Origin of the sequence: Desulfobotulus mexicanus (assembly GCF_006175995.1) — a bacterium.
GTDB lineage: Bacteria > Desulfobacterota > Desulfobacteria > Desulfobacterales > ASO4-4 > Desulfobotulus > Desulfobotulus mexicanus.
On the sequence record NZ_VDMB01000003.1, the window covers coordinates 108,029 to 134,418 of the forward strand.

Consider the following 26,390-nt stretch of genomic DNA (forward strand, 5'->3'; position numbering starts at 1 on the left):
TCCTGAAATGTTCAGACACAAAAATATTTTCTTACTCATTTCTGTAATTTTTCTTTTCAGCGCCTGTATGGGATCCGGCACTGGCGTAAAAACCAGTCAGAGTTCAGAAAATTCCAGACCGGGATGGACAACGGCCCCCCCCCGTCATGCAGGCTATATCTTTGGTGTTGGCAGTGTCGAAACCTATGGCAATACCCGTACCGCCATACAGAGGGCCCATGAATCCGCCCGGGTGGATCTTTTATCCCAACTACGTGTAACGGTCAGTGGCGATATGCAGACCAGTGTCCGTGCCGAAGGAGATGAAAGCCGCTTTACCAGCATCCAGAAAATTGTACAGCAGCAGACCAGCTCCAGAGTTGAAGAAATAGAAATGACCGGCATGGAAATTACCGAAACATGGGTCAATCCTTCTGAAACTGAAGTATGGGCTCTGGCACGCATGAACCGGGCAAAAACGGAAAGTGAACTGATTTTTGCCCTGGAAGATATAGAGGATAAACTCCTTCAGCGAGGTACAGGCAGCGGCACTACCCTCAGCCGCATCCGCCATATCTTTCCCAGCCTCAAAGAACTGGAAGAACGCCGTCACCTTATACATCAGCTCAACTTTCTCTCCGCAGGCCAGAAAATAAGTGAGCGGAAAAACAGCAGGCAGGTTGATGCATTGCAGACAGAAATTCAGGATCTCCTTGCCAGCCTCACCATACGTCTGGAACCGGAAAACGACGATGCCATACAAATGAAAGGCATTCTGGCGCAAACACTTACCAGCATGGGATTTAACATCCATGATCAGAATCCTGACCTTCTCATTTCCCTTTCCATTACCATGACTCCTGTACAGCGCAACCAGCTTCACCATGTGGTCAGTCAGGCCAGGGGACAGGTAAAAAATCCCCAGGGAAGAATTCTCTATGCCCTGCAGGAATCAGGGAGATCCTCTTCCAGTGATGCAGCCATTGCATCAAACAAAGCCGTTGAAGATATGGCCCGTAAACTTGCCGATATCCTTGCTGCGGGACTTTTTCAAAACATTTAAAGCTTCAGGCTTTTGTGGAAAAACAGACACAGCACACGACACACATTTTTTAAGGAAGTCTCCATGAAAAACATGCAGGCCACAAATTTTCTTTTAAAATTTTTCTTCACCATATGCCTTATCGTCGTTATGGGTGGCTGTGCCAGTTACTCCAAACAAATTGATCAGGCAACGGCAGCTTTCCGGGACGGAGATTTCCCCACAGCCGAACAGAAAATGCAGGAAGTTCTGGAGGCTGATCGCAATAATCTTCTGCGCTATATGGAGCTTGGTGTCATCAGGCATGAGCTTGGAGATTACAGTGAAAGTAACCGTCTTCTGGAACAGGCTTATCAGCTATCAGAAGGATTGTTTGGCACTTCAGTCCGGGAACTGATGACACGTGCCAGCACCAATGCTGGAATGCTGACCTATAAAAGTGAGGTTTTTGAAAAAACCTATATCCACTATTATAAAATGCTGAATTACATCTTTCTTGCACAGGGAGATCTCAGCAGAGAAGAAAAAAATCAGCTGCTGGATGCTGTCCGCATAGAAGGACGCAGAGCACAGATCCTTCTAGATGAACGGGTGTTTCAGGCTGGTTCCTATGAAGAAGCAGAAGAGGAAAAGGCAAAGCTTCTCAATCAGATCATGTCAATATATGCTAAGCTCAATGGTGAGGTTATCAATCCAAGGGAGCTGACCTTCAGAGACAATGCCTTCATGCATTACATAATGGGAGTCATGTACGAAAAGTACGGCGAGCTGGATAATGCACGTATCAGTTACGAAAGGGCCGCCAGTGTATATGAAAGGGGCTACGTAAAACAATATGGGCTTGATCCAGGGATGGTGGACCAGGCAAAGTTTGACACCGCAAGAATCCTAAAGTCCCAGAGAGATCCCAGGTGGCAACGTGTTGCGAGCACCATAAGCAACAAAGACCTGAAAAACCAGCTTAACGCTTACCTGCCGGGACAACAGGCGAATCTGCTTATCATTCAGGAAGTTGATCTCACCTCACCCAAGGGGGAGCTCAACCTCATAATGAAACTGAACACCCGCCAAAAACAGCTGGAAATACGGCCTCTTCTCATTGGAACACGGGAAGAACAGGGATACCAGCTTTCATGGTTCTATTACCTCTATGCGCCAAAAGGGATTCTGGATGCAGTACAGCGCATCCATCAGGAAGGGTACTACAACCCCAATGAAATCAGACCAAAAACCATAGGGGTTGGCCCCTTACTGTCAGTCATGGAACAGGTTCCAGGACTAATCAGTGCCCTTGAAACCGGTGTCCGCCTGGCAGTGCCCCTTTTTTATTACGATGATCCACCTTTCACCAGCAGACTCACTGTGGATGGTCATAGCACCGGTTCCATGATGGATGCGGATAATATTGCAGGCCTTCACATGGCCAACACCCTTGTCAGTGCCCAGAGCGCGCTGACTGAGGCCATGGCTGTGGAATCTCTGCGCCTTTCCACCTGCCTGCTTACAGGAATGCCGCCCTTTGGCTGTTCACTGGCAGCAGCAGCCACATGCATGGCGGATACCCGCTCCTGGCTCACACTGCCCCACACCATCCGCATTAAAAGGCTGAACCTTCCCGAAGGACAATACCAAATGAATATTATTAGCGAGAATAAAAATTTTCGTAATGATGAGCGTTTTAACGCGGAACTTATTTCAGGAAAAATTCAAATAGTAAGAAAAAGAACAATTTACAAGCCATAAAGCACTCTGTTTTCCAGATTTATCCATAGTTTTATCAAAGTAAAACCACAGGGTCAGGCCTTGTGACTGACCCTGACAACTCTCCAGGCTGATCTGAAAAAAACAATGGCCAGGTTAAAACCGAAAATTCAGCCCCCATAACGAACCATACGCCATATTTTTTCTCCCCCCCATAGAGCAAGCCCGATACTCATCCCGGCAGGACTAGTGAATTCAGGTTGTTCTCCTTTTAAATTCAACCTTCCCTCTGCCATGACCTTCTCTGCAAGAACCACAAGATCATTTTCCCCTGCTTTTTCAGAAGCGATAGTCTCATCTTTTTCCGGCAACAAAATAAAAGGCATGGCAATGGATAAAGAAGCCAGAATCCTTCTATGCTCTTCCAGCAAAAGACCCTTTTCCGGACGGAAAAGAATTCTGGGCATCACCTGTTTGTACTTAGGGGGCCTTCCTATCTGACTGAACTGCTTTTTTACCGTTACCAGCCCCTTATCCTGATACAAATCCGTAAAAAGAACACCAGGGCTGTTTCCTGACTCCCACGCATAAAAAAACAATCGATTCAGCTGATACTTTTTATTTACATTTTTCCTATCCATATGGAGAACCGTAACCCAGGCTCCCTGCATGGATATTTCCTGAATACCTGCAATAAACATCATTTTCTCCAGAATCACTTAGTCCGTACCCTCTGATCCATCAGGAAATCAGGGAATTAATAAAACTCTAATACAAAAAATATGCTGTCAGGAAAAGAGTGAATAATCCATACCCTTTACAGGGTGACAAAGATAACAAAAATATTTATAGTCAAAAATAAGATGGTTTAAATAATCCAATAAACTTAAGGAGACGTCCATGCTTCTTCCCTCAGCCCGTTCCTATGCTTTTCTCCTGTGTATTTTTCTTTCATTTTTTATTTTCAGCTCAGCCTCTGCTCAGGGTAACACCCCACAGAAACCCTCAGAAACAGAAATAAAACTAAATGCACCCAAAGATGAATCTTTATCCTCTGCCATCTCCGAAGAGGAGAAAATGACAGAAGAAGATATGGCTTATGAAAACAGTCAAAAACCTTCAGGGCTGAGTCTTATAATGACCGAAGGGCCGGTACGGATCCTTGAAACAGGATCTCCCTTTCCAAAATCTCCGGGAGAACTGCCCAGAGTATTGAACACGGGGGATAAGGTACAGACCCAGAGAAACGCCAGAGCCTTCATCCTTTCCGCAGACAGCGAAGTCATACTGGATGCGGACAGTATTTTTAATGTGCTGGAAGCCGATTCTGCGCAACTTGAATCCGGAGTAGCTCTTTTTGAAATAACGGCAAGGGATGGCCGGAGGATAACGGCTCAAACCCCTCTGGTGGTCATCGGAGTCAAGGGCACAAATTTTCTGGTTTCATCCAATGAAAAACGCGAAGATGTGGCTCTCTTCAAAGGACATGTGGGCATAGAAAGGCAGGACAGACAGGCTATGGCCCATTATACGGCAAAAAAACCGGGGGAAATGACCTTTTCTGAATATGCGGCATTCCAGAAAAAAAGTTTCGGGGATTACAGAAAAATGCTGCTGCAGGATTTTTCCGATTACAAGGCCACAATGGCTGCTGAATTTCAGGCATTTAAAGAAGAAATTGACCTGAGACCCGGAAAAAAACTCACCATCGGTGCAGGAGAAAAACCCGAAGCCGTGGAAGCAGAAGTTGATAAAGAAACCCAGGAAAAAGCCAGATCCCTTCAGCAGTGGAAAAAACGCTCTGAAAGCAGCTTAAAACAAACACAGGAAAAGGAATAATGCCTTGTAATTATTCAGCACATTTCCTCCTGAAAGATTGTGCTTTAATTTCAAAACCTTGATTCCAGCGAAAAACAATCGGGCTGTTTGTGAGTGACATTGCAATCGTTTCGGATCAGAGCTTCGCAGGCATGTGCGAAAGAAGCGGCAAACTGTCTGAGCCGCCACAAAGGCAGCGTGCTTAAGCCTACCATGATAATAAAAAAGCTTATCCTGCCTGTGGCGGGGAGTTTTTGCCGCTTCCGCACAGGGCAAGAAACTCCCGAATAAGATTGCGTCACAAACAAATGGCTCGGTTGTCTATGCTCCTAATTGTAAGCTTTCGATTTATTAAAGGGAAATTGTGTTAAATAGTTACCAAAAAAGTTTCATTTTTTTCCCCACTGCAGTTCCGCATCGGATTTTCTCAGATAAAGAGGTGTGATCAAATGCGGAGCTACTGCAGCATCCAGCCCTGCCTCCATGGCAAGGAATGCAGCTTCCCCGGCATCGGGTTCATGGGCCAAAAGTCCGGGCCAGAAAGCCTGCAGGTTTTCTTTTTCCATGATTTCTTGCCTGTAAAGCAAAGCTCCGCTTCCAGCAAAAAGAAAAGAACCATCCATATGCCCCAAAACATCATGGGGAGATGCAACCACTGCAGGCCCCATAGCCCTTGGAATATTTCCGGAAACATCAAAATTCTGAGCATACACTTCATTCCGCCGGGCATCCATCATAACACAGACAGGCCATGGAAAAGAAAGAAAGCGGGCAGCAATAACCTCAAGGGTGGAAAAACCGAACATGGGCAATCCCTTGGCCATGGCAAGACCTTTCAATGTACTAACGCCTATGCGCAAGCCTGTAAAACTGCCCGGACCAAGGGTGGTTACCAAAGCATCAAGACTGTTTATATCCATCCCTGCATCGTCAATAACCCCTTCAATCATGGGTAACAGATGACGGGAATGGGTCTGGCCCGGATTCCTGAAACGCCTTGCCAGTATCCTTGATTCCTCCATGACACAGACACTGGCCGAAGCCGTTGTGGTATCCGCAGCCAGAATTATCATTAAGAAGCCTTCTTTTTTGAGGATTTACCAGATTTAGGAGCTGGCGGATCTGCCGAAAGAATATCTTCAGAGATGGCCTTTTTCAGGACTTCATCCACATCCTTCACCGCAACAAAACTGATTTTACGTTTCAGAGAAGAAGGTATTTCTTCAAGATCCTTGCGGTTTTTTTCCGGAATAAAGATGGTTGTCACCCCACCACGCAAGGCTCCCAGTGCCTTTTCCTTCAACCCTCCGATGGGTAAAACCCTGCCCCGTAGTGTTACTTCCCCTGTCATGGCAATATCCTGATTCACGGGCTTTTCCGTAATGGCGGAAGCCAATGCCGTAATCATGGCAACGCCTGCAGAGGGTCCATCCTTGGGAATGGCTCCCGCAGGAACATGGATGTGAATATCCAGATCATCCAGATATGAGGCTTCTTTGCCCATGCGACCCAGATTGGCCTTAACATAGGTCAGGGCTGCACGGGCAGACTCCTGCATAACCTCACCGATCTGCCCTGTCATAATCAGCTCGCCTTTTCCCGGAAGCAGTGAGGCTTCTATATAAAGCACCTCACCGCCAACGGATGTCCAGGCAAGGCCTGTGGCAAGACCCACCTGATTTTCATCCTTGTCCATCTCAGGCTGAAACTTTGCTATACCCAGAAACTTTGAAAGATTAGCCCTGTCCACACGTATTTTACCCTTGTGGCCTTCTGCAGTTTTTCTTGCGGCCTTACGGCAGATGGTACCGATTTCACGCTCAAGGTTACGGACTCCAGCCTCCGCAGTGTATTCTTCAATTATCAGCTTTAAAACCGCATCCCCAAGTATCAGAGCATCTTCCTTCAAACCATTTTCCCTGATTTGACGTGGAAGAAGATAGCGCTTTGCAATTTCAAGTTTTTCCTCCGGTGTATATCCAGGAATCTCTATGATTTCCATACGATCCAGCAGGGCGTAGGGAATGGTATCCGTCATATTGGCCGTGAGAATAAACATTACAGACGAAAGATCAAAGGCAAGGTTCAGATAATGATCAGAAAATTCCGAATTCTGCTCCGGATCCAGAGCCTCCAGCAGGGCTGAGGAAGGATCTCCCCTGTAATCGGAACCCACCTTGTCTATCTCATCCATCATGAACACAGGATTTTTTGACTCACACTGCTTCAAACCCTGAAGAATACGGCCGGGCATGGCACCGATATAGGTTCTTCGATGCCCCCTGATTTCCGCCTCATCCCTTATTCCTCCAAGGGAAAGACGATAAAATTTACGCTCCATTGCTGCAGCAATGGCACGGCCAAGGGAAGTCTTGCCAACGCCTGGAGGCCCGAGAAAACAAAGAATGGGGCCTTTCATGGTCGGATTGAGTTTACGAACGCTCAGATAATCAAGAATCCGTTCCTTGACCCGTTCCAGACCAAAATGTTCCTTATCAAGCAGTTTTTTAGCCTTTTTTATATCCAGCACGTCCTTTGTGCTTTTACTCCATGGCATATCCAGAAGCCAGTCCAGATAGGTCCGCACCACAGCGGTTTCCGAGGAATCAGGATGCATCTGCTCCATACGGCGCAACTGCTTTTTTGCCTCTTCCTGGGCAGGCTTGGGCATTTTAGCCTTCTTGATACGCTTGTTATACTCACTCACTTCCTGGCTTCGCTCATCCGCCTCCCCAAGTTCCCTGTGAATCAGCCGTACCTGTTCCCTTAGAAAATAATCCCGCTGGGTTTTAGATATTTCATCCCGCACTTCAGATTGAATCTTTGCCTGCATAGCCGAGAGTTCCACCTCCCGGATCAGAAAATCACTGACCCTACGCAGACGTGCCACAGGATCTTCTATCTCAAGGAGTTCCTGGGCTTCGGAAAGTTTAAGTCTCAGATTGGATGTAACAAGGTCCGCAAGGCGGCCCGGCTCTTCAATGCTTTCCAGAATACTGCCCACATCCCCGGAAAATTCTCCACGGAAAGCCATTATTCTTTCGCTCTGATCCCTAACCGTCCGCATAAGTGCCTCGGTTTCAATGGAAAGCTCCTGCCCTACCTCTTCTTCCTGCATGCGCTCAATGCGAACCATAAGGGCGCTGTCATCGGGTATATATTCAACAATTCTGACTTTACATATTCCCTGAACCAGGGTTTTCATACGGCCATCGGGGAGCTTGAGCATACGCAATACCCGACATGCCGTACCGACGGTATAAATGCCATCCGGACCCGGATCTTCGTCTATTGGTTCCTTCTGGGTGGCCACCATCAGATAACGGTCTGTACTAAGGGATTTGTCCACAGCCTGAATGGAACGCTCCCTTGAAATAAACAGGGGCAGTAGCATATCGGTAAAAATCACCACATCCCGAACCGGCATGAGAGGAAGAATTTCAGGAACATCCTCCACATCATAACTTTCCTCTATGATGCTGATGAGATCGTCCTTATCGATTTCTGCCATTGAATCTCCTTGCACTTATCCTTCACGGGAAGGATCTCACATTTATGTACAAGCCTTTTTAATTAAACACGAAACAATGTGTCAAAAAAAGACAATGATTAATAAAAACAAAGCTTTTAAAAAAGGCAGTAAAATTACCTCGCCTGCGCTGCCAACCGCTTTCTTTACCCGGACCATAACCGAATCCAACCCTTAATTATAGTGAAGAATGTTCGCTACGCAAGGGAGATTCCAAAAAAAGCCTTATTCTCCATAACAGGGGATTGATTTTTCAAGCTCATTTTTCCATAATGCCCATGAAAAAATACCTGACCTTTAATCACGCCCGAACCTTTTTTACCCATTCAAGGACATTCCAGTGACTTTTTTTCTTGTATCTTCTTTTATTTTCGGTGCCATTGTGGGAAGTTTCCTTAATGTCTGTATTTTGAGAATCCCCGAAGGCCTTTCCATAGTACATCCTCCCTCCCGATGTCCCGGTTGTGAAAAACCAATAGCATTTTATGACAATATACCCATTCTCTCATGGCTTATGCTGCGGGGGAAATGCAGAAACTGTCATAAAGGAATTTCTCCCAGGTATCCGCTGGTGGAACTTATCACAGCCTGCCTTTCCGCTGCTCTGGTGTGGCGTTTCGGGCTGCAGCCTGTTACGCTTATTCTTTTCTTTTTTACCGCTGCACTGATAGTAATTACCTTTATTGACCTGGACCACCGGATTATCCCCGATGTCATTTCCCTTCCAGGTATTCCTGTGGGTTTTCTTGCCAGCGGTTTTTTTTACACAGGATTTCTGAATTCAGGTATCGGTATTCTTGTGGGTGGCGGCAGCCTTCTGGCTGTGGCTCTCGGCTACCGGCTTCTAACGGGCAGAGATGGCATGGGCGGCGGGGATATCAAACTTCTGGCCATGATCGGTGCTTTTATCGGATGGCAGGGTGTTTTTTTCACCATATTTGCCTCTTCACTGACCGGCACCCTTATTGGTCTTTTGGCCATGATCCGAAAGAAAGAAGGCATGCGCCTTGCCATTCCCTTCGGCCCTTTCCTTGCATTTGGTGCCCTGCTCTATATTTTCTGGGGGCCTGAGATCATTCGCCTTTATATGCAAAGCCTTGGCCGCTAAAACTTTTATGACTGCTGAAACAGGACTTCTATAAAAAAATCTCCGGATTCGGTTTTAATGGGAACCGCCAGCACCGGCCCCTCTTCTCCATGTTCCACAAGGTGATCCGAACCGGAAAGGACCTGTTCAAAAGCAGCCTTACGGGAAATACCAGACTGACCAAAGGTATTGTTCACCTGTCCGCAGATCATGTTCATCATTTCACCCACAGCATCCTTTATTTCATCATTGATTTCCGTAAGCTCTTCTCCGAACATTCGGGAAACAACAGTAAGAATGCAGGACTCAGAAAAACTTAAAGCAATGGACACCTTCGGACTACCGGTAATACGGATGCAACCCGTCACAGGCCCAAGACACTTATTATTATTTTTTATATAAGGAGCCTGGGTACGGCCGTCCAGCGTGGCCGTGGTTTTCATTACCTTCAGACCGGCTTCAATAAAAGGGTTGATCAAGGCTGCATCCACTTTATTCTCCTTTATAAAGTATCGTTTCAGGGCAGGCGCAAAGAAACTGATTATCCCCACCCCTGAACTTTTAAGGGAATTCAGCTTGTAAGAAAGCCCTGTTTCCCCTTATCATCTGGCCGCACAGGTTTGGTACACAGACAGTCCCATAACACTTTCATCTCAGGCACAGACTTTAAAACTATAAACCCGTAACAATCAATCTGCAACACAATGAACCCGTTCTAATTTTTTCATAAGGAGCATGAATGACACAGCCCCGCCATCCCATAGTCTCCAACCTGGCCTCCAGTCGGATAAAAAAAGGTAAAATTGTCACGGCAGAAGAAGCCATACGCGTCATCCGAACCGGGGATACCATTGTGGTCAGTGGTTTTGTCACAACAGGTATACCGGAAGAAATCCTTCTGGCCCTGGAAGAAAATTTTCTCAGCTCCGGAACCCCCGGAAATCTTACCCTCGTATATACTGCAGGTATAGGCGATAAAAAAGACAAAGGCATGAATCGTTTTGGCCACAAAGGGCTTGTGAAAAGGGTCATAGGCGGTCACTGGGGACTTGTGCCAAAACTCCAGAAACTTGCCATGGAAAACCAGATTGAAGCCTACAATCTGCCCCAGGGTGTCATCTCCCATATGTACAGGGATATTGCTGCAGGTAAACCCCGCACCATAAGTGCTGTAGGCCTTGGCACCTTTGTGGATCCAAGACTGGAAGGCGGCAAGGTGAATGCCTGCACCAAAGAAGATCTTGTGGAGCTGATCCACTTTGATGGCAATGAATATCTCGCCTATAAAACCTTTCCCATCCATGTGGCCATCCTCAGGGGCACCACCGCAGACCTTGACGGCAATATCACCATGGAAAAGGAAGCTCTCACCCTGGAAGCCCAGGCCATGGCCATGGCAGCCCACAACTCCGGCGGCTTTGTCATTGTGCAGGTGGAACGCATTGCCGAACGCCACAGCCTCTGCCCCCGCTCCGTAAAAATACCCGGCATGCTTGTGGACTGCGTGGTGCAGGCAAAGCCTGAAAATCACTGGCAGACCCTTTCCTCCTTTTACAATCCAGCCTACAGCGGAGAAATCAGGGTGCCATCCCAGTCCCTTGAGGATATGCCCATGGGCCTTAGAAAGATCATTGCACGCAGGGCTGCCCTGGAACTGAGGCCCAACAGCGTTGTGAATCTGGGCATTGGCATGCCCGAAGGTGTCGCAACGGTTGCCCACGAAGAAAAGGTACTGGATTATCTTACCCTTACGGCAGAACCGGGTGTGATTGGCGGTATTCCATCGGGCGGTCTGGATTTCGGCACGGGCAGCAACACGGATGCCATTATTGATCAGCCATCCCAGTTTGATTTCTATGACGGCGGTGGTCTGGACATTGCTTTTCTGGGACTGGCTCAGGCTGATCGCTTCGGCAACCTCAATGTCAGCCGCTTTGGCACAAGTCTCACCGGAGCAGGCGGTTTTATAAATATCAGCCAGAATTCCAAGCGGGTGGTTTTTCTGGGCTCCTTCACCGCAGGCGGCCTTGAAGTCACCATAAAAAACGATCAGCTGACCATAATCAAGGAAGGTAAAAGCCGCAAATTCGTAGAGGATGTGGAGCAGATCACCTTCAGCGGCAGGGTTGCGGCACAAAAGGGTCAGGATGTCATGTATATTACGGAACGCTGCGTTTTCAGGCTAACATCCGACGGACTTCTTCTCACAGAAGTTGCTCCGGGTATGAATCTTGAAAAAGACATCCTTGCCCACATGGATTTTACACCCAATATCGCAGACAACCTCACCACCATGGACCCGAGAATCTTTACATCAGAACCCATGGGGCTTAAAAAAGATCTGCTGGAACTGCCCCTTGTCCACCGGCTTCATTATCAGAGTGAAGACAACACCTTTTTTGTCAATTTTGAGGGCTTTTCCATATGGACGGAGGCCGATATACTCGCCATTGAGGATACGGCCACATCAATACTGGAGCCTCTGGGACACAAGGTTGCAGCCATCATCAATTACGACAACTTCCGTATACATCCGGAACTAATGGATAAATACATTGATATGGTTGACCGCCTTGTAAGACGTTTTTATACAGGTGTCACCCGCTACACAACCAGCACCTTCATGCGTATGAAACTGGGGGATGCCCTGGCAAAACGACAGGCAGCGCCCCATATCTACGAAAGTCCGGAGGAAGCCAGAAAAGCGCTGGAAAAGCTGCAGTCATAGCGCACCTCTTAATGTCCTTTTCGCTTGCTTCGGGTCAGGTGTCAGGGCGGTCATCCATGGCTGCCCTGACACTAGGGGGTTTTGGACGGTGCCTTTACAAATAAGATCATAATACACTCGGCATTAAGCCAAAATATACTGAGTGTCTTTTGCTCTAAATAAACTGGCAGCTTTTATGGTATGCTTTTGCAATGATCTGAAGATAGAAAAGATTTTTTTCTGAGGTCTTCCGGACCTGAAACAGCCATCTTTCCAATTTTGTGATGTTTCAGGAATGGGATGAACTTGTCGGAATCCATTTTTCCGTCAATTGTCATGAATCGGGGTTCCCCCGAGGGAGTGATGGCCGAAACCATGTTTATACCAAAGCTAGCCCCTGTTTTTTCAACGATTGGGGTAACTCATGTGGGAGCCCAGGTCGTCCCGCTGTGGTAGTCTGATCTTAAGGTTGATTCATCAGCAAAAAAATTTTTGTATTCTCTTTTTCAGCATGAACATTCCGGTCACTTGGCTCACACAATTCCAACATACAGCATAGTGTATTTTTGGTTGCTAACAAAACACCGCATATTATGTTTTTTTACGGTTTGGAGCGGTGTGATCCCAGCTCCACTCACTGTTCCAGCCGGATAAATGTCACATCAAAGGACTTACAGGCCCTGAACTGCTGAAGCCGGTTGGCAAGGGAGAAGGCATCATTCATTTCATAGACCTGAAAGATATCAAGCCCACGGCCCAAAGAAATTTTCCAGCCATGATCTGTCACAATATGCCTGTCATGTATGGTTGCCGTAGTATCAAACTCCCATGAAAAATGTATCCCTGCACCCTGTACGGATTCTCTTATTTTTTCAAAAATCTCCCTTTGCATATCCCCTTTAAACTCATCTTCAATGGTTAAAAGGTGAATATGCTTTTCTTCTTCAATGGATTTGATTTTTGCCACAGCTTCAAGGAGTTCCATAAGATTACGGATCTGATAAAAAATCCGGATATAGGGATCTGTAATACTTATTTTTGAGGCTCCCTTTAAATACGGCCCAAAAAGACTTTCATAGGAAACACCCTTTTGGTTTTCATGAAATGAAAAATGCCCTTCTTTAAGCTTTTCCCCGATATCATCAGGGAGGCTGAGCCCAGGGCCAGTCTCTTTTTTCTGATTGCTTTCTATGGATATTTCTGCATTTTCCTGACTCAGCCCTTCATATCCATACTGTTCTTCTTCAAGGGTTTTAACGGCTTTTTCCTGACCATTTTCATTATTTACATAGACAAAGCGGACATGGGCGTATGTGCCATCCATACGCATAAGCTGATCCTTTACCCTTTTACGTCCTTCCATGGAAAAACGCAGAACCTCTTCCACTTCTTCATCCAAGGCCTCCCCATGGGGAAAAAGAATTTTCATCAATCCTGAAAAGGTTTTATGAATTCCATCCCTGTCCCTTGTGGAAATATCAGAAGAAATTGTGAAAAGCTCTTTGTAGCGGTCAGAATAATCATGGTTGCGGAGACTGCGCAGTACTTCGGCCAGATAGTCCACCACAAAACCATAGCCCTCTGAAAACATCTCACCACGGATGATATCCACTTCCCATCCGGGAATATAAAAATGCATCCTGTCGAGGAAGGCCGAATCATAATATTTTTCAGGAAGGTCACAAAAAAGATCCGAATGCTTCAGCATATAGGGAACCGTGTGCCGGGTATTGCCCACAAAGGCCATGGATGCTTCGGCACCAAGGGTTTCCACGCCACGGGAGAAGGTTTTGTTTGCCATGTAGTTCTTTAAAATATCCACAAGGGCTTTATCCACCCGCTTCTGCTTTCCTGCAAATTCATCAAAGGCAACACAGTCCCAATAACCCACAAGCCCTATTCTGCCGTTGGTATTGTTCACAAAAAGCTTAGGAACCGTTATCTCACCACCGGAAATCAAAATACCATGGGGAGAAAATTCAGAATACACATGGGATTTTCCGGTTCCCTTGGGGCCAAGTTCTATGAGGTTATAGTTTCGTTCACAAAAGGGAATCAAACGCACAAGCTGGGTCAGTTTACTGCGTCTTCCAAATTTTTCCGGGTTTAAGCCTATGCTCTGCATCAAAAGATCCATCCATTCATCGGTGGAAAATCTTTTTCTGGCTTCAAGGAATCCTTCGGAGTCAAAATGGGATAGCTGTATGGGTTTAAGGCTGGATAAAACCCAAGGGATGCTGTTTTTGTCTTCGGTAAACATATATTCAAGGTCGGCTATACACCAGACGCCACTGACAAGGAGCTTGGGATGGGCCTTGATGGTACTGGAATCCACCAGAACCTTTTTAATACCAAGGTTTGAAAACTCCGCCTCATAAGCATCGGATTTGTCATTGAGATCCACACTGATCTTGTCAATGACCTTGTAACGACCCTTTTCCCTGATATTGGAACGCACAAGGCCTGCTTCGTTTCTGTGGACATAGTGCCTGCCAAGAATTTCCTTAACCGTATCAATCCCGGTTTCTATGCTTGCATCATCGCTGGTGGCGCAATACTGGCCCAGCAGATATTCCAGAACATAGGCAGGGACTATGGCATTGCCCTTAACGATCTTTACAAGATCCTTACGGACAACAAGGCCCGGATAGCAGTCGTTTATTTTCTGGTCCAGAGGAGTCATTAAGCTATCCCGTATCTATTGAAAAGAAATCAAAAATCAAAATCGCCTTTAAATGCTATTCTTACAAGGTAATGGATGGATTTATACTCTTTGAAATGTGAGGTCTGGCCATGTTTTTCACTGAGCCTCAGATACACATTGCAATTATTAAACTCACTGATCCTGTTACTGAGAACAAAACGAAGGCGGACTTCCCTGTCTCTGGGATTTTCTGATACCCTGTCAAAGATCAGATCATGGGTATCAGAAATCAGTTCTCCATCTTCTGTATAAATGCCCGCCCTCAGGGTTCTGGGAAGAATTTTTCCTTTGACTGCTTCCATTTGATACAGCGTTACACCAAGCTGTGCTGCCGTTATCATGGAACCTGCTCCCCGCAGAATTTCCACATCCACCATTGAAACATTGCTTTCACGTTTCTTATTGATTTTTATGAGGGGGATGACAACTTCCTGAAGGGAAGCCCCACCATGGACAAAACGGCTTCCTGAGCCCCTCACCCTGAGCCTGTTGATGGATTTTGGAATCATGACTTCAAGATTCCCATCCAGTCCAAGCTGTTCAGGTGTAAACTTTTTAAATGAAGCATGTTCCGGAAGATTCTTTCCAATGACAAAACGGCGGTTTATAAACTGGCCAGCCTCCTTGTCAGGTTCATCTGAAGCCTTTATCCCTGACCATGGCTCTGCAATATAGTCACTTTCTTCTATGCTTCGGTTCTGATAGATAAAACCATGGTCTGAGGTTATAAAAAGATTGTTCACATTGGCATTTGTCAGTTTTTTTATCAAGAGAATCAAATCGTTCAGGGTTTCTTCCACAGCCTCAAAAACCCTGCCTTCGGACTCAAGCTTATCCCCTGTCATATCAATTCTGTTATGGTAAAGGTATAAAACCTGATGTTCCTTTATAAGGGCACGGCTATCCTCTTTATTCATGGACATGAATTCTTCGGATTTAAGTGCCTTTGCCCTTATTCCACTTGAGGCAAGAATTCTGTTCCGACCGGCTGTTCCCTGTGAGCTTAAGCCATCCACATCCACACTGCCACCTTTGCTGTCACTTATCACAAGGCTTTTATTCGGCAGAAGGGCTGCCATGCCCAGTTGGGTATAACTTGGCAGCATGGAAAGCATGGGTCTGATTTCAGCATGATAGCGATCTTCACGAAGAATCCGCCTCAGCATTTCTTCCCCTATTTCATAGCGCATGGCATCGGAAACAATGACGCAGACCTTTTTGTCCTTATCAAGAATAGGCCGGATATGGATTCTGAAAAATTCATCCTGCCTTGCTATGGAGCCAGAAAGCCATTTTTCTGCCTTGTCCACAGCAGACTGAAACATATTTCCGAGGGTAAAGAGGTAGCTGTTTACATAGAAATTTTCAATCTGCTCTGAAAGATCCTGCATGAGGCTTGCCTGACGGGACATGTTGCAGTGGAAAATAAACTTACGATAAAGCTGATCCAAAAAATACCATGACCGGGCATATTGATTCACCCAGGCTTCAAGGTTCCAGCCCTCCGCTTCATACATAGCTGCAATGCCATGGAAATTCATCTCTGCCAGCAGAGCCGTAAACCTTGCCCCATGATCCATTGCTTCATAAAGATGGGAGTATCCGGAATACCAGTGGCTGCTTCTTCTTTGACCGACACATTGGCTTACATCCACAGCCAAAACCCTTTGTTCCGCCATGGCTTTGGCAAGTTCACGGATTATTTTTCTGTCAATTTCCTCAAAATAATCCATATCCAGAAGATCTCTGTAATCCCTTGGAATAAGATCTTTTTCTATGGCAAGAATTTCCGAACAGGCTTTTGAAAGAATTTCAAAGCAATGCCCAAACCTTCTGCTGTCCTTCCAGCGTTTTAAAAAGATAAGGGCATTTCCTGTCAGAAGGGTTTTTTCAGAAAAATTTGAAAAATAAGCATCTTTAAAAAGCTGAATAATAAAATCCTGAACTCCGGGATTTTCTGATTCATAGCCATATTCAAGGCCGAGTTTTTCCCACAGAAAAGCATCCAGACCACAGCGTTTAATCAGCCTGTATTTTTCCCCTGAAAAGCAATGATCGCCAAAACCCTCATTGCCCGCAAGGGCCAGTTCTTCCAGAAGCTCTTCCAAAAGAGCATCCATCTGAAATGTAGTGGCAGCACAGACAGCCAGCATCTTCATCCGGATATTTGATGCCGTATCATGGGCATGGAGCATTTTTTTCAAAGCGTCCCTGCGCTGGCCCGCCCGAAAAAACTCAATGTGTTCCTGAACAAGATGGGAAAACTCCGGGCCAAGTTCCAGTTCAGACAGCCACAATCCCACCTGATCCGTTCTGAAATCCCCCTGTGCCAAAAACACATCCAGAAGCCAGTTATCCATATCCGCAGGCTGAGGCCCTTCATGGTAGAGAAGAAATTTCTGTTCGGGCTTTTCCCTTAAAATTCGGTATTTAATACCAAATTCATTATTGGCTATTTCTATCTTTTCTATGCCTTGCAGAAAAAGGCCTTCAAAGTCATGCCTTAAATCCTTTGCTGCATCATACCAGAATACAATACGATGGCGTTCAAAAAGTCTTGTCATGGCCTGAATGATGCGTTCACTCATGCTGAAAAAATCCTCCGAAAAGATAGTTTATGCTTGTCCAGAACTCAGCAAACTGCCCTGATTGATCTTTAAAAAGATAATCGGATATGAACTTTTCAAATTCTTCTGATGGTATTTGATCATCCAGAAAAGGCTCAATGGCCGCAGCCCTTAATGCATTCAGCTTCCCTATGCTCAGCCCCAGTTTTTCTATGGTTTTAAATGCGGCCATATCTTTATCATCGGCGGGCATGATGGAGCCGTCACCGGTAAAAACAAAACGGCTTTCACAGTCGGGATCTAAAGGTGAAATAAGAAGATCAGGATCATACCAGTTGTCTTTCAGGTTGCCACAGTGACGGGGTTCCCCTTCTTTTATTTGAACCTGACAGGAACACAGCAGATTGCCATAATCAAGGGGATCAACAGCAGGATTGCTCTGGGGCATGAAATGTTCGATGTGAGAATCCTTATCCTTCAGCCTCCGCTCACAGTAACAGCAGATATACCCCTGTTCCGCCATTAAAGCTATTTTTAGCTTTTTCTTAGGCTCTCCACTCAAGTTTTTATATGTTGGCTGCCAATTTTCGTTGGCTAAAGCTTTCCAGTCAGAAAACCCGGCGGGTTCTTTTTGTTTCTTGATAAATTTCATTTGCCGATCAACTCCTTACGCCTGATCAGCACATTTGCCTTGACCAGTTCAGGATCTGCACCAATCTCCTCTTCCAGCTTTTGAATTAAGTCTTTTGCTTCTGCAAATTCATTTTTATCTATTTTGATATAAATTTTTCGCAGGGCTTTTTTTACAAGATCAGGACGGGTGGTTTCCAGCCCCATAAGATCTTCAAGAATTCGCTCTGCGGTCTTGCCGTATGATTCCGATGGCTGAAGAGTTTCCATTCCGACCTCACCCATGCGAAGAAGGAAAAGATTATCCGGCTGCACATGGGTGATGACATGGGGCGAATGGGTGGAAATCAGAAACTGGCATCCGGGAAAAACTTCTGTCAATTTCGGAATAACCATCCTTTGCCATCTGGGATGAAGATGCAGTTCAATTTCATCAATCAGAAAGACACCTTCTCCTTCAAGGGGATTGTCCCGCAAAGGATTTGCAATGGCCATCCTCCGTGCCATGTCCCCCACCATGGCCATCAGACATTTTTCACCGTCTGAAAGCTGATTAACACTGAGAATCTCTCCGTTTTTTTCAACTTCCATACGCAGAGGATTTCTGCGGACCGTTAAATTTTTAAAATCCGGCATAAAGAGCGTAAGGGCCTTACGCACGGCCTCAAGCTGAGGATCTGGAAAGTGATAGCCTTCCGGTTTTATAAGGTCTTCAGCATACCTCCGGTTTTCATTCTCAAGGTCTTCCCGCTCCCTGAACCATTCAAAAAAAGTTCTGAAATTAGCCCCGCTGGTCAATGATTCATCATAGGCTGACAAAAGATCAAAGCGGTGCTTATCCCGGATACGCAGAGGAATATCCAGCACAGCACGGTTCACCGGGTAGTATGCAAAAAGGGGAATATTTGTTTGTCCGCTGGTTTGGGATATTTCAGATTGAATCTGGCGGGCAACTTCAGAAGCAGAAATTAAACCAGAAACCGGCTCCTTTTTTTTATGGCCTTTTCTGGTTCTGGCGATATTCCACCCAGAATAACTGCCCTTCAGATTCAGGGTAAGATCCAGATTTGCCGATGGTTTTCCATTCCTGATATCATTTTCAGTGATGGGCCTTCCCGAAGAACCACTATGCCTGATCCGGTTGACAAGCCATGATAAAAGGATTGCTGAAGCATCCAGAATGGTGGACTTGCCCGCACCATTCATCCCCACAAAGACATTCAGGTGCTTATCCAGAGAAAGGGACAAATGCTGCGCTCCACGAAAATTTTCAAGAAGAAGCTTTTGAATATGCATATCAATCCCCCTTTGTGTCCAGTCCCGGAATTTTTTTCAGGGCTGCACCGAACCTGGGATAATTGACCTTAACGCCGTCATCCAGATCAATTTTTATCTGCTGGGTTGCCAGAGGATAAAGGATGTCCCGCTCATAGGCTTCAAGCTCTGAAATCATCTTTGCTGTTTTTGCAATTTCCTTCAAAGCCTTTGTTTTTTCTGCCTGAGGGGTATCTGAACGGATACTGATGGCCTCAAGGTGTTTTTTTTGAGCATCAAGTTTGGTGCGAAACTCCCTCAGGTACTCATTCAGAACAATGCTGACCGTATCATGGCGATAGCGGTGCATGTAAATCAGGGCATTGAAGCTCCCTTTGGGGCTGGAAAAGAGCCAGTAGATGGGGCGTTTTTTGTAGCGTTTTACATGGTCGGCGTAGAAATCCCTGAGGAAGTATTTGCGGATGTCTTTACCAAGGGCCTTTTCCACAAACCTAAGGTTTTCTTCGTAGTGTTCTTCCCCAAAGGCCACCTGTATAAATTTTTTAAATCTGTCCACAATATCATCGGTAAACCAGTTTCCGTCCAGCATGGGAATAACATTGTCGTCATCGGCCGGGAAAGAAGGCTGAACCACGAATGAACACAAATCAACACCAATATTCTTTTTATCTTTTCCTTCGTGTTCATTTGTGTCTATTTGTGGTTCCTGTAGTTTTCTGTAGTAATCCTCGATGGTCTCGCCCTGATTGGCCAGAATCAGCCCCGGTTTTTCAAGGGCATAGCGACCGAACATGCAGCCGACGGCATAGGAAATCAGCTCTTTCATGGTGTCGGCAAGGAGTTGCTTTTCCAGCTCATGGTCAATGGGAAAATCTTTTTTAACCACAGAATACACAGAACACACGGAAGGAAAATCTTTGTTCTGTTCTTTTTCTGTGTGTTCAGTGTTTTCCGTGGTTTGTTTTCTGTTGTAACGGTAGTAGGGGTTGCAGGTCAGGGTGATTTCATTGAGCGGCACCTCGGGTGTCAGCTCATCCTGAAGACCGTAGGCTTCTATGAAGATGCGGTTGTTCTCTTCCTCCAGCCGCTGCATTTCAAGGGTCATTTCTTTCCAGTGGGAGCGGAGCTTCTGGTAGCTGGCCTTGATGGTTGACTGGCGGTAGTCGGGGTGGAAAAGGGGGAGGATGGTGAAGTCCCAGGAGGTTTCGTAAGAGTTCCAGTCGGCTTTTGAAACAGTAACACAATGTCTTACAGTTCTATTAATCTCACCTTTTCTACTATTTATGTCATATAATAAAGGTAAACACCGTACTTCTCCAACATTCATATTAAGAGTTGGATTAATGACCTTTAATAACTTTGTCACATATTTGGTATTTAAAAAGCCAAGGCATTTTTCAATATTCTTTTCATCATGAAAAAATAGAGAAGGAGCAGCGAGGTTAAAAATTTGATTAGCTTCTAAAGTCCTAAAAGATGATTCATTACTTGTAATAAGAGTCCACGATATCCCTCTTTTTCCCCACAAATATTCAGGTAATATCCGCGCAACATGATCTTTTTGATAGTGTTTTCTGGCAGTCTCTGACCAATCAATTACCCAATCAACATTTCCAAACCATTTCCTGTAAGGACCTCCTTTAGGATGTTGCCACCACTTAGCGTTTGGCCCAACTGTCGATGATGCAACCTCCCAACTTTGACGAAGATATTTATCATTATCTCCAGTTTTTGTCTGACCATCTGAAATTGTCAAATCGTGAATAGTTTCTGAAGCTACTTTAAATGGATTAACAAAAATTTCACTTACCCAATAAGCAATAGGACTGCTTGGTATTACCTTGAATTTTTCAGCAGAAGCACGGAAAAACCAGCCGCATTCCGGGTTTTGAATTGCCTCCATAGTTTTAGGCCCCTGATTTTCTGAGCCTCTAAAATCCGATAGACGCACATAGCCGCCCTTGAAATCAGGTTGATGTTCATTTTCTATGGTAAAGGTACAAATCGGCACAGTAGCACCATCAAAACCTGAATACTCAAGCTGCACCAGTGATGTAATGGTTTTTTGGCTAATCAGAAAATTGCGGAGTTTTTCATAGGATGAAATAAACATCCACACAAAGGGGGTCATAAATCCAAGCTGCCCTTTAGGGAGAGCCAGTTCTGTATTTCGTACCATGAAAGCAGAAAACAAATCTGATTTTACATCTCCATAATTATCCTTCAGCCATGCACCCAGCCTGCCATTCATCCCCTTGCCCCCCATATAGGGCGGGTTGGCAATGACAACATGATATTTCTGGCTGAGATAGTCGGCCTGATTCAGGGCTTTTTTGCATTGATGCACCAGTTCACGGAAGCCGAAGCCGGGTGCTCTGACCGACTCATTGTAGGCCATCAAGGCATCCACAGCTTTTTGTATCTGGTCCGGGGGAAGCTGAGTCCGCAGCAGGGAACCAAAATTGTCTGCCTCGGAAAACAGGGTCAGATCGTGGGTCAAGGCTTCCTGATCCACGCCTGCACTGCACATGGCATTTAATATTTGTGTCCATTCGTGTTCATTCGTGGTTCTTTTTTCCAGAGATAAATCAACATTCTCCAGCACACAGATATTGGGAGAAACGATATTCTTAAAAAAACGGCGGTAATGGCTTCTGGCCTTCATGGTCAGTGCAAAGGAGGCAAGGTTTCCTGCCCTCTCGTCTATTTCAATGCCATAAAGGTTATTGCTGAGGATAAGACCCGGTATTCTGGAGGGTTCATAGCCTTCTTCTTCATAAATGGCGTAAAGAAGATCAAAGGCATAGGTGAGCATATGGCCTGAGCCACAAGCAGGATCACAGATTTTGATTTCCTCTGGTGATGAAATTTTTAAAAATGTCCGGGAAGAGCTGTTTTCACTTTCCACTTCCCACTCTCCACTTCCAACTGTTTCTTTTATGTAGTACGCCATCTTCTCAACCAGCCTGGAATCCGGCCTGTTCAGCATCCAGAGTCTGCCCAGAGAATTTTCCACCAGATATTTTACAATCCAGTGGGGCGTAAAAAGCTGGGTGGCGGCGGGGATATTTTCCGGAGTAATTTTTTTATTTTTTTTCAGACCCTCAAAGACCTGATCTTTTTTTTCAGAAATATAAAACTGGTAAAGCCAGCCGATGACTTCCACATCCTCACAGATTTCCGGTGTCAGGGCCTCCCGTGTTTGGTGGAGAATGGAATTTTCTGCAAGAAGGGCATCTGGCATGAGAAGTTCGGTATAATCATTGATGCGCTGGAACATGAAGGGCATGGATGCGTTCCAGTAGTTACAGACTGCAACCACCATCATGCGGTAGGCTTCGCCCTGGGGGTCAGGGCTGACGGCTCTGCCATTGAGAAGGTCTGAAATCTGCACTCTGATTTTTTCAGGAATCAGATCTTCATCCATGTGGCCCATCTTGGCTTCAGCGAGAATTTCGGGCTGGTGCTGTCCGTCTGCGGGAGACACAATGCGGATATGGCTGTAGTGGTTAACATCCATGAAACGCAGGGCGCAGAATCGGTTGAACCAGGTGTAGGCTACCCGTTCTTCCACCTGTTCCCTGCCCTGCTCTTTGATGGCTTCCTGCAATGTTCTTACGGCTTCGGGGTTTTCCCTTCGGGCGGCACTGCCTTCTGCCAGAACCTGATTTATTTTGGATGCAACCTCTCCCATCAGGGTACGCCGGGCAGACTGGGCAAATTTTTTAAGCTTTGAGGTATCCATTAGATTTGAATCCTTTTTCCTTTTCGGATCTCTTCCAGCAGTGCATTTTTCATGGAATGGATGTATCGCTCCACATCTTTTTCATCCGCAAGCCATGCCTTATCAAAGGCAACCCTGACGTTACGGCTGGGCACATACTCTATGACCGGTTCAGGTTTTTTCTCAAAGGCGGCTTTGGGTCTATCCCCGGACAAAGGATCAGGTTCCGGTTCTAAAGAAGGCTTTGAAAGAGGTACGGGCTGTGCCCACAGAGTTATCCTTGAAAGCAGCCGCTGATATTTTGTATCTTCAAAATGACGCAGGCTGTCACGGATAACAGGTATGAGTTTCTGTTTTTCAATGCCTTTGATACTTTCATCAAAGGACTTTATGATCTCATCTTTCTGGTTTTCATTGAGCTTTAAAAATTCTTCCATGGTGCAGATGCGGGTTTTCAGTTCTTCTATATTTTTCTTTGCGCTTAATATTTCAGCCTCAATCCTCTTTTTGATTTCCCTTTCCAGGGCACCCACATGGGCCTTTATCTGCTGCATTCCGTTACCCTTGAAGCACCGGGGATCATTCAAGGCTTTTTGAAGAACTTCAGGCGAAATATAAGCATGTCCTGATTCCTTTAACTCAAAGGCAGAATCACCTTCCCTTTGAATACATGCAAAATTATCTTTCTGCTCAGCCATAAAGTCCATGGCCTGATCAAAAATTTCCCTTTGGGAACCCTCCATGAACCTGATGACAGGGTCAATAAGATCCTCTTTCAGGTCATAAAGCCTGTCTTCATGGCGGCCAAGCTCTGTGAGATACCAGTCATAGGGTTTTTCTGAGCATTCCTTAAGAGTTTCAACAGCGGGAGCCAGTGCGTTTAAAAAAGGATAGCGGGAAGATTGGCTCAGGAGTTTTTCCATAAGCTGCTTGAGTTTCTGCAAGGCCGCATCCGTGTCCCTTGCCAGAGCTTTTGCCTCAGTGGAAGCTGCGGGCTGATTAAAAAATTCTTCATAAAATTCTTTCAGCTTACGCACCTGAGAAGCAGCAAATTCAACCTGAGGTTCCAGAACAAGTCTGGGGTGGGCCTGGGTATTCCGGAGCATTTTTTCATAGGCCTTTTCCTCAAGCAGGTTGGTATCATACCTGATTTCAACCTTGCCCCTTACCATAAGGGAAGCCAGATTTGAAAGTATGGCCGGATAGGGCCAGCCATAGGGCTTTTTTTCAAACCTTTCAAGAACGCCCTTCACCGTATTTCGTATGGCTGCTTTTTTATTGGATGTGATAAAACTGAGAACTTCCTGCTCCGCCTCAGACATGGGGGCAGCATCCGTGCCAAACAGCGCATCTTTATTGCGATGAAGATGGCTTGATATATCATCTTCATTATAGGAAAGGCCTTTCAGGATTTTAAGATTGGGATAACTGAGGGCCACAAGCTCCTGAAAACCTGCCTTTATCCTGGCCTGAGCTTCTCCTGACTTCAGATCCAGCTCCTTACCCGCCACAAGAAGCCTCGCTTTACCCAAGAGCTCCTGAATACGCGATTCAATTTCCCGCCCTCTTTCCTGATTCTGGGAAATTTTTTGATCCAGTATTCTTTTTACGGAATCCTGCTGGGCCGCAGTGGTATTCTGTCTTACATACTTTTCCGTTTTCTTAAGCATCATAAGATCCTGCATAAGCCTTGCATCGGCTGGCATCAGAACAAAAAGCTCGTCCATATCATAATTTGATTTGATGCGGATCATTTCCAGATTTTCTGCATGTTCATGGAAAGGGCTGATCACATGGATGCTCAGTTCCTGTTCACGGTCATAAAGACGGTCATCGAGTTTTCTGGAAAAAATAAAATGCTGCCCATTGGAATCCAAAGGAATTTTTCTTAGCCTGACAATCTGATCAAAAATTATTTTTTTAAGCTCTGAGGCAATCTCGGATGTTTCAATTTCCGTATTCTTGATCTCTTCTTCAATATCCTTTTCTTCATCCGTGAGGTAGGCATAGAGATCACCGTTGCGCTGGATATAGGTCTGCTGCTCAAGGAGATTCAGGGCTTCTTCTATCTCTTTTTTAAGGCTTGAAAGATCCTGATCAAAGCCTTTAAGCATGAGAACACTTAAGTTTCTGATGGAAGGCTTGAATTCTTTTACATATTTTACAAGGAAAAGGGCTTTGAGAATGCGAACCCCAAAGGGATGGCCCAGATGGATTTCTGCCTGCTGGACTGGCTGCTGAATCCGGGCTTTCAGTGCCGTACGGATACCTTCAAACATCAGATCAAAGGTGGCAAGTTCTCCGGGAAGGTGGTTGCCTATGTGAATGGCCACCTGCTGAAAAACCGCCAGCATGGATCTTTCACCCACAGAGCTGTGCTTTCCTTCAAAGGCATTGTGTATGGAGAGGTTCTGAATTGCAGACTGGAACAGGGCAAACTGATAGGGCACAAAGGGATAGGTATCAATGAAATGCTCTTCATCAGTAAAATTGCGATAATGCACCGATCCATCTGTAAAATCAAAAAGGGTTTTAAAATTGTTGGACTGGTTTTTATAAAGATCAGAAAGCAAAGCAACGCCTTCTTCGTTTTTCTTCAGCAGGCGTTTTTGAATAACCTCTGCCACATCGGCACTGGTAAGTTTCATGCGGTTGGAAAAACGGGCCTGAATTTTTGTAAAATCGTTCCCCTTGTGTCTGTCCATTTCACCGATGACCCGGGACATATCTTCCTGGGCCGTAACAATCACCCATGATCTGCCCCGGCACCGGGTAGCAAGGCTTTCTGCAATGGTCTGAAGGTTTGTCATGAGCTTTGTGTTGTTGGCGATGTACTGGCCCACCTCATCCACAAAAAAATTGAGCCTGAAACCCGGAACCTGTCTTTCTATCCAGTCATTCACCTTTTCGGCAAAATCCTCTATGGAGACCCTGTACTGGCTGCGGTATTTATCGAGAATGCCTGCGGCTTCGCTTTTATCTCCCCCCGTTGCCGCAGCATAGGCTTCTGCTATGTTTTTTGATTCAAGAAGAGCCTGCTCCCTTCCCCTCTGCCATGGTTTTCCTGCTGTTTGTGCATAGGCAGACTGGAACGCTTCCAAAAGACCACGGGAATCCAGATCCCGTTCAAACTGAGCAATATGCCCATGTTTTCCGTAGTAGCCGCAGGACTCATCAAAAACCTTTACAAAAACCGCAAGCAGGGCATCCATCTGGGTTTTACTGATAACATCGGCTTTCTGATCAATGTTAAAAAGAATGCTTTTGGAAGGAATCTGAACGGCCCTTTTTAAATCTCCGCTTAAAATCTTATTGTCTGCACATTTAGGAAGAAAAAAATTCAGGGCGGTCTCTCCATCTATTTCCCTGTTTTCAAGTACATAGGCAAGAATCTTTAAAAGATGGGATTTACCGGAACCAAAAAATCCTGAAATCCATACACCATTGGCCCCTTCATAGTTGTTATAGGCAGCAAGGAAGGACTCAATGCGCTTTTCCGCTTCACCCGTAAGGACATACTCATCAAATTCAATACGCAGTTCTGATTCATCATCGGCCTTGATAACGCCTTCTATGCTGCGATCAACGGGTTTTTTGAATATGGATTTCAGTGTTTTCAAGATTTTC

The 26,390-nt window shown here is 45.6% G+C and carries 15 protein-coding genes; 5 read left to right on the forward strand and 10 right to left on the reverse strand.

Annotated elements, in window-relative coordinates:
* Positions 1-7 precede the first annotated feature (7 nt).
* On the forward strand, positions 8-1,042 hold the full coding sequence (locus tag FIM25_RS03875) for an LPP20 family lipoprotein (protein WP_139446503.1): 1,035 nt from the start codon (positions 8-10) through the stop codon (positions 1,040-1,042).
* 63 nt (positions 1,043-1,105) lie between these two features.
* Positions 1,106-2,764, forward strand: a complete 1,659-nt coding sequence (locus FIM25_RS03880) for a COG3014 family protein (RefSeq protein ID WP_139446506.1) — start codon at positions 1,106-1,108, stop codon at positions 2,762-2,764.
* A 128-nt stretch (positions 2,765-2,892) separates the two neighbouring features.
* Here FIM25_RS03880 and FIM25_RS03885 read toward each other — a convergent pair whose 3' ends face one another.
* Positions 2,893-3,426, reverse strand: a complete 534-nt coding sequence (locus FIM25_RS03885; RefSeq protein WP_179953140.1) for a hypothetical protein — start codon at positions 3,424-3,426, stop codon at positions 2,893-2,895.
* A gap of 196 nt (positions 3,427-3,622) precedes the next feature.
* On the opposite strand from FIM25_RS03885, the gene FIM25_RS03890 reads away from it, so the two are divergent.
* Positions 3,623-4,561, forward strand: coding sequence for a FecR family protein (locus FIM25_RS03890; protein WP_139446510.1), 939 nt, complete (start codon positions 3,623-3,625; stop codon positions 4,559-4,561).
* A gap of 368 nt (positions 4,562-4,929) precedes the next feature.
* On the opposite strand, the gene tsaB is transcribed toward FIM25_RS03890, so the two are convergent.
* On the reverse strand, positions 4,930-5,613 hold the full coding sequence (gene tsaB, locus FIM25_RS03895) for a tRNA (adenosine(37)-N6)-threonylcarbamoyltransferase complex dimerization subunit type 1 TsaB (RefSeq protein ID WP_139446512.1): 684 nt from the start codon (positions 5,611-5,613) through the stop codon (positions 4,930-4,932).
* A complete protein-coding gene (gene lon, locus FIM25_RS03900; RefSeq protein WP_139446514.1) occupies positions 5,613-8,051 on the reverse strand; it encodes an endopeptidase La in 2,439 nt (812 codons plus the stop codon). The genes tsaB and lon overlap by 1 nt, the downstream gene beginning before the upstream one ends.
* Positions 8,052-8,409: 358 nt before the next feature.
* Between lon and FIM25_RS03905 the strand changes: the two genes are divergently transcribed.
* The gene (locus FIM25_RS03905) at positions 8,410-9,177 is read left to right on the forward strand and encodes a prepilin peptidase (protein WP_246052005.1); all 768 of its coding nucleotides are present in this window, start codon (positions 8,410-8,412) and stop codon (positions 9,175-9,177) included.
* Positions 9,178-9,182: 5 nt separating this feature from the next.
* On the opposite strand, the gene FIM25_RS03910 is transcribed toward FIM25_RS03905, so the two are convergent.
* Complete coding sequence (locus FIM25_RS03910; RefSeq protein ID WP_139446518.1) at positions 9,183-9,647, reverse strand: chemotaxis protein CheX; 465 nt, start codon at positions 9,645-9,647, stop codon at positions 9,183-9,185.
* A gap of 248 nt (positions 9,648-9,895) precedes the next feature.
* Between FIM25_RS03910 and FIM25_RS03915 the strand changes: the two genes are divergently transcribed.
* Positions 9,896-11,884 (forward strand): acyl CoA:acetate/3-ketoacid CoA transferase, encoded by a 1,989-nt coding sequence (locus tag FIM25_RS03915; protein ID WP_246052006.1) that lies wholly within the window; start codon positions 9,896-9,898, stop codon positions 11,882-11,884.
* Positions 11,885-12,497: 613 nt separating this feature from the next.
* Here the strand turns inward: FIM25_RS03915 and brxL are convergent.
* Genes brxL through brxC form a run of 6 tightly spaced genes read right to left on the reverse strand, consistent with a single transcriptional unit; the run spans position 12,498 to position 26,383 of the window.
* The gene (gene brxL, locus FIM25_RS03920; RefSeq protein WP_139446520.1) at positions 12,498-14,546 is read right to left on the reverse strand and encodes a BREX system Lon protease-like protein BrxL; all 2,049 of its coding nucleotides are present in this window, start codon (positions 14,544-14,546) and stop codon (positions 12,498-12,500) included.
* Between the two features lie 29 nt (positions 14,547-14,575).
* On the reverse strand, positions 14,576-17,155 hold the full coding sequence (gene pglZ, locus FIM25_RS03925) for a BREX-1 system phosphatase PglZ type A (RefSeq protein WP_139446522.1): 2,580 nt from the start codon (positions 17,153-17,155) through the stop codon (positions 14,576-14,578).
* A complete protein-coding gene (locus FIM25_RS03930) occupies positions 17,148-17,786 on the reverse strand; it encodes a retron system putative HNH endonuclease (protein ID WP_139446524.1) in 639 nt (212 codons plus the stop codon). Before FIM25_RS03930 ends, pglZ begins: the two co-directional genes overlap by 8 nt.
* Entirely contained in the window at positions 17,783-19,060 is a 1,278-nt protein-coding gene (locus FIM25_RS03935) for an AAA family ATPase (protein WP_139446526.1), read from the reverse strand. Before FIM25_RS03935 ends, FIM25_RS03930 begins: the two co-directional genes overlap by 4 nt.
* Before the next feature lies 1 nt (position 19,061).
* Complete coding sequence (gene pglX / locus FIM25_RS03940) at positions 19,062-22,784, reverse strand: BREX-1 system adenine-specific DNA-methyltransferase PglX (protein WP_139446528.1); 3,723 nt, start codon at positions 22,782-22,784, stop codon at positions 19,062-19,064.
* On the reverse strand, positions 22,784-26,383 hold the full coding sequence (gene brxC / locus FIM25_RS03945; RefSeq protein WP_139446530.1) for a BREX system P-loop protein BrxC: 3,600 nt from the start codon (positions 26,381-26,383) through the stop codon (positions 22,784-22,786). Before brxC ends, pglX begins: the two co-directional genes overlap by 1 nt.
* Positions 26,384-26,390 lie beyond the last annotated feature (7 nt).

Excerpts from the sequence above, each read along its gene's own strand:
- FIM25_RS03935 (WP_139446526.1), bottom strand. The coding sequence starts at position 19,060 with ATGCATATTCAAAAGCTTCTTCTTGAAAATTTTCGTGGAGCGCAGCAT.
- FIM25_RS03885 (WP_179953140.1), bottom strand. The coding sequence starts at position 3,426 with ATGATGTTTATTGCAGGTATTCAGGAAATATCCATGCAGGGAGCCTGG.
- FIM25_RS03890 (WP_139446510.1), top strand. The coding sequence starts at position 3,623 with ATGCTTCTTCCCTCAGCCCGTTCCTATGCTTTTCTCCTGTGTATTTTT.
- pglZ (WP_139446522.1), bottom strand. The coding sequence starts at position 17,155 with ATGAGTGAACGCATCATTCAGGCCATGACAAGACTTTTTGAACGCCAT.
- FIM25_RS03875 (WP_139446503.1), top strand. The coding sequence starts at position 8 with ATGTTCAGACACAAAAATATTTTCTTACTCATTTCTGTAATTTTTCTT.
- FIM25_RS03930 (WP_139446524.1), bottom strand. The coding sequence starts at position 17,786 with ATGAAATTTATCAAGAAACAAAAAGAACCCGCCGGGTTTTCTGACTGG.
- tsaB (WP_139446512.1), bottom strand. The coding sequence starts at position 5,613 with ATGATAATTCTGGCTGCGGATACCACAACGGCTTCGGCCAGTGTCTGT.
- lon (WP_139446514.1), bottom strand. The coding sequence starts at position 8,051 with ATGGCAGAAATCGATAAGGACGATCTCATCAGCATCATAGAGGAAAGT.
- FIM25_RS03915 (WP_246052006.1), top strand. The coding sequence starts at position 9,896 with ATGACACAGCCCCGCCATCCCATAGTCTCCAACCTGGCCTCCAGTCGG.
- brxL (WP_139446520.1), bottom strand. The coding sequence starts at position 14,546 with ATGACTCCTCTGGACCAGAAAATAAACGACTGCTATCCGGGCCTTGTT.
- pglX (WP_139446528.1), bottom strand. The coding sequence starts at position 22,784 with ATGGATACCTCAAAGCTTAAAAAATTTGCCCAGTCTGCCCGGCGTACC.
- FIM25_RS03880 (WP_139446506.1), top strand. The coding sequence starts at position 1,106 with ATGAAAAACATGCAGGCCACAAATTTTCTTTTAAAATTTTTCTTCACC.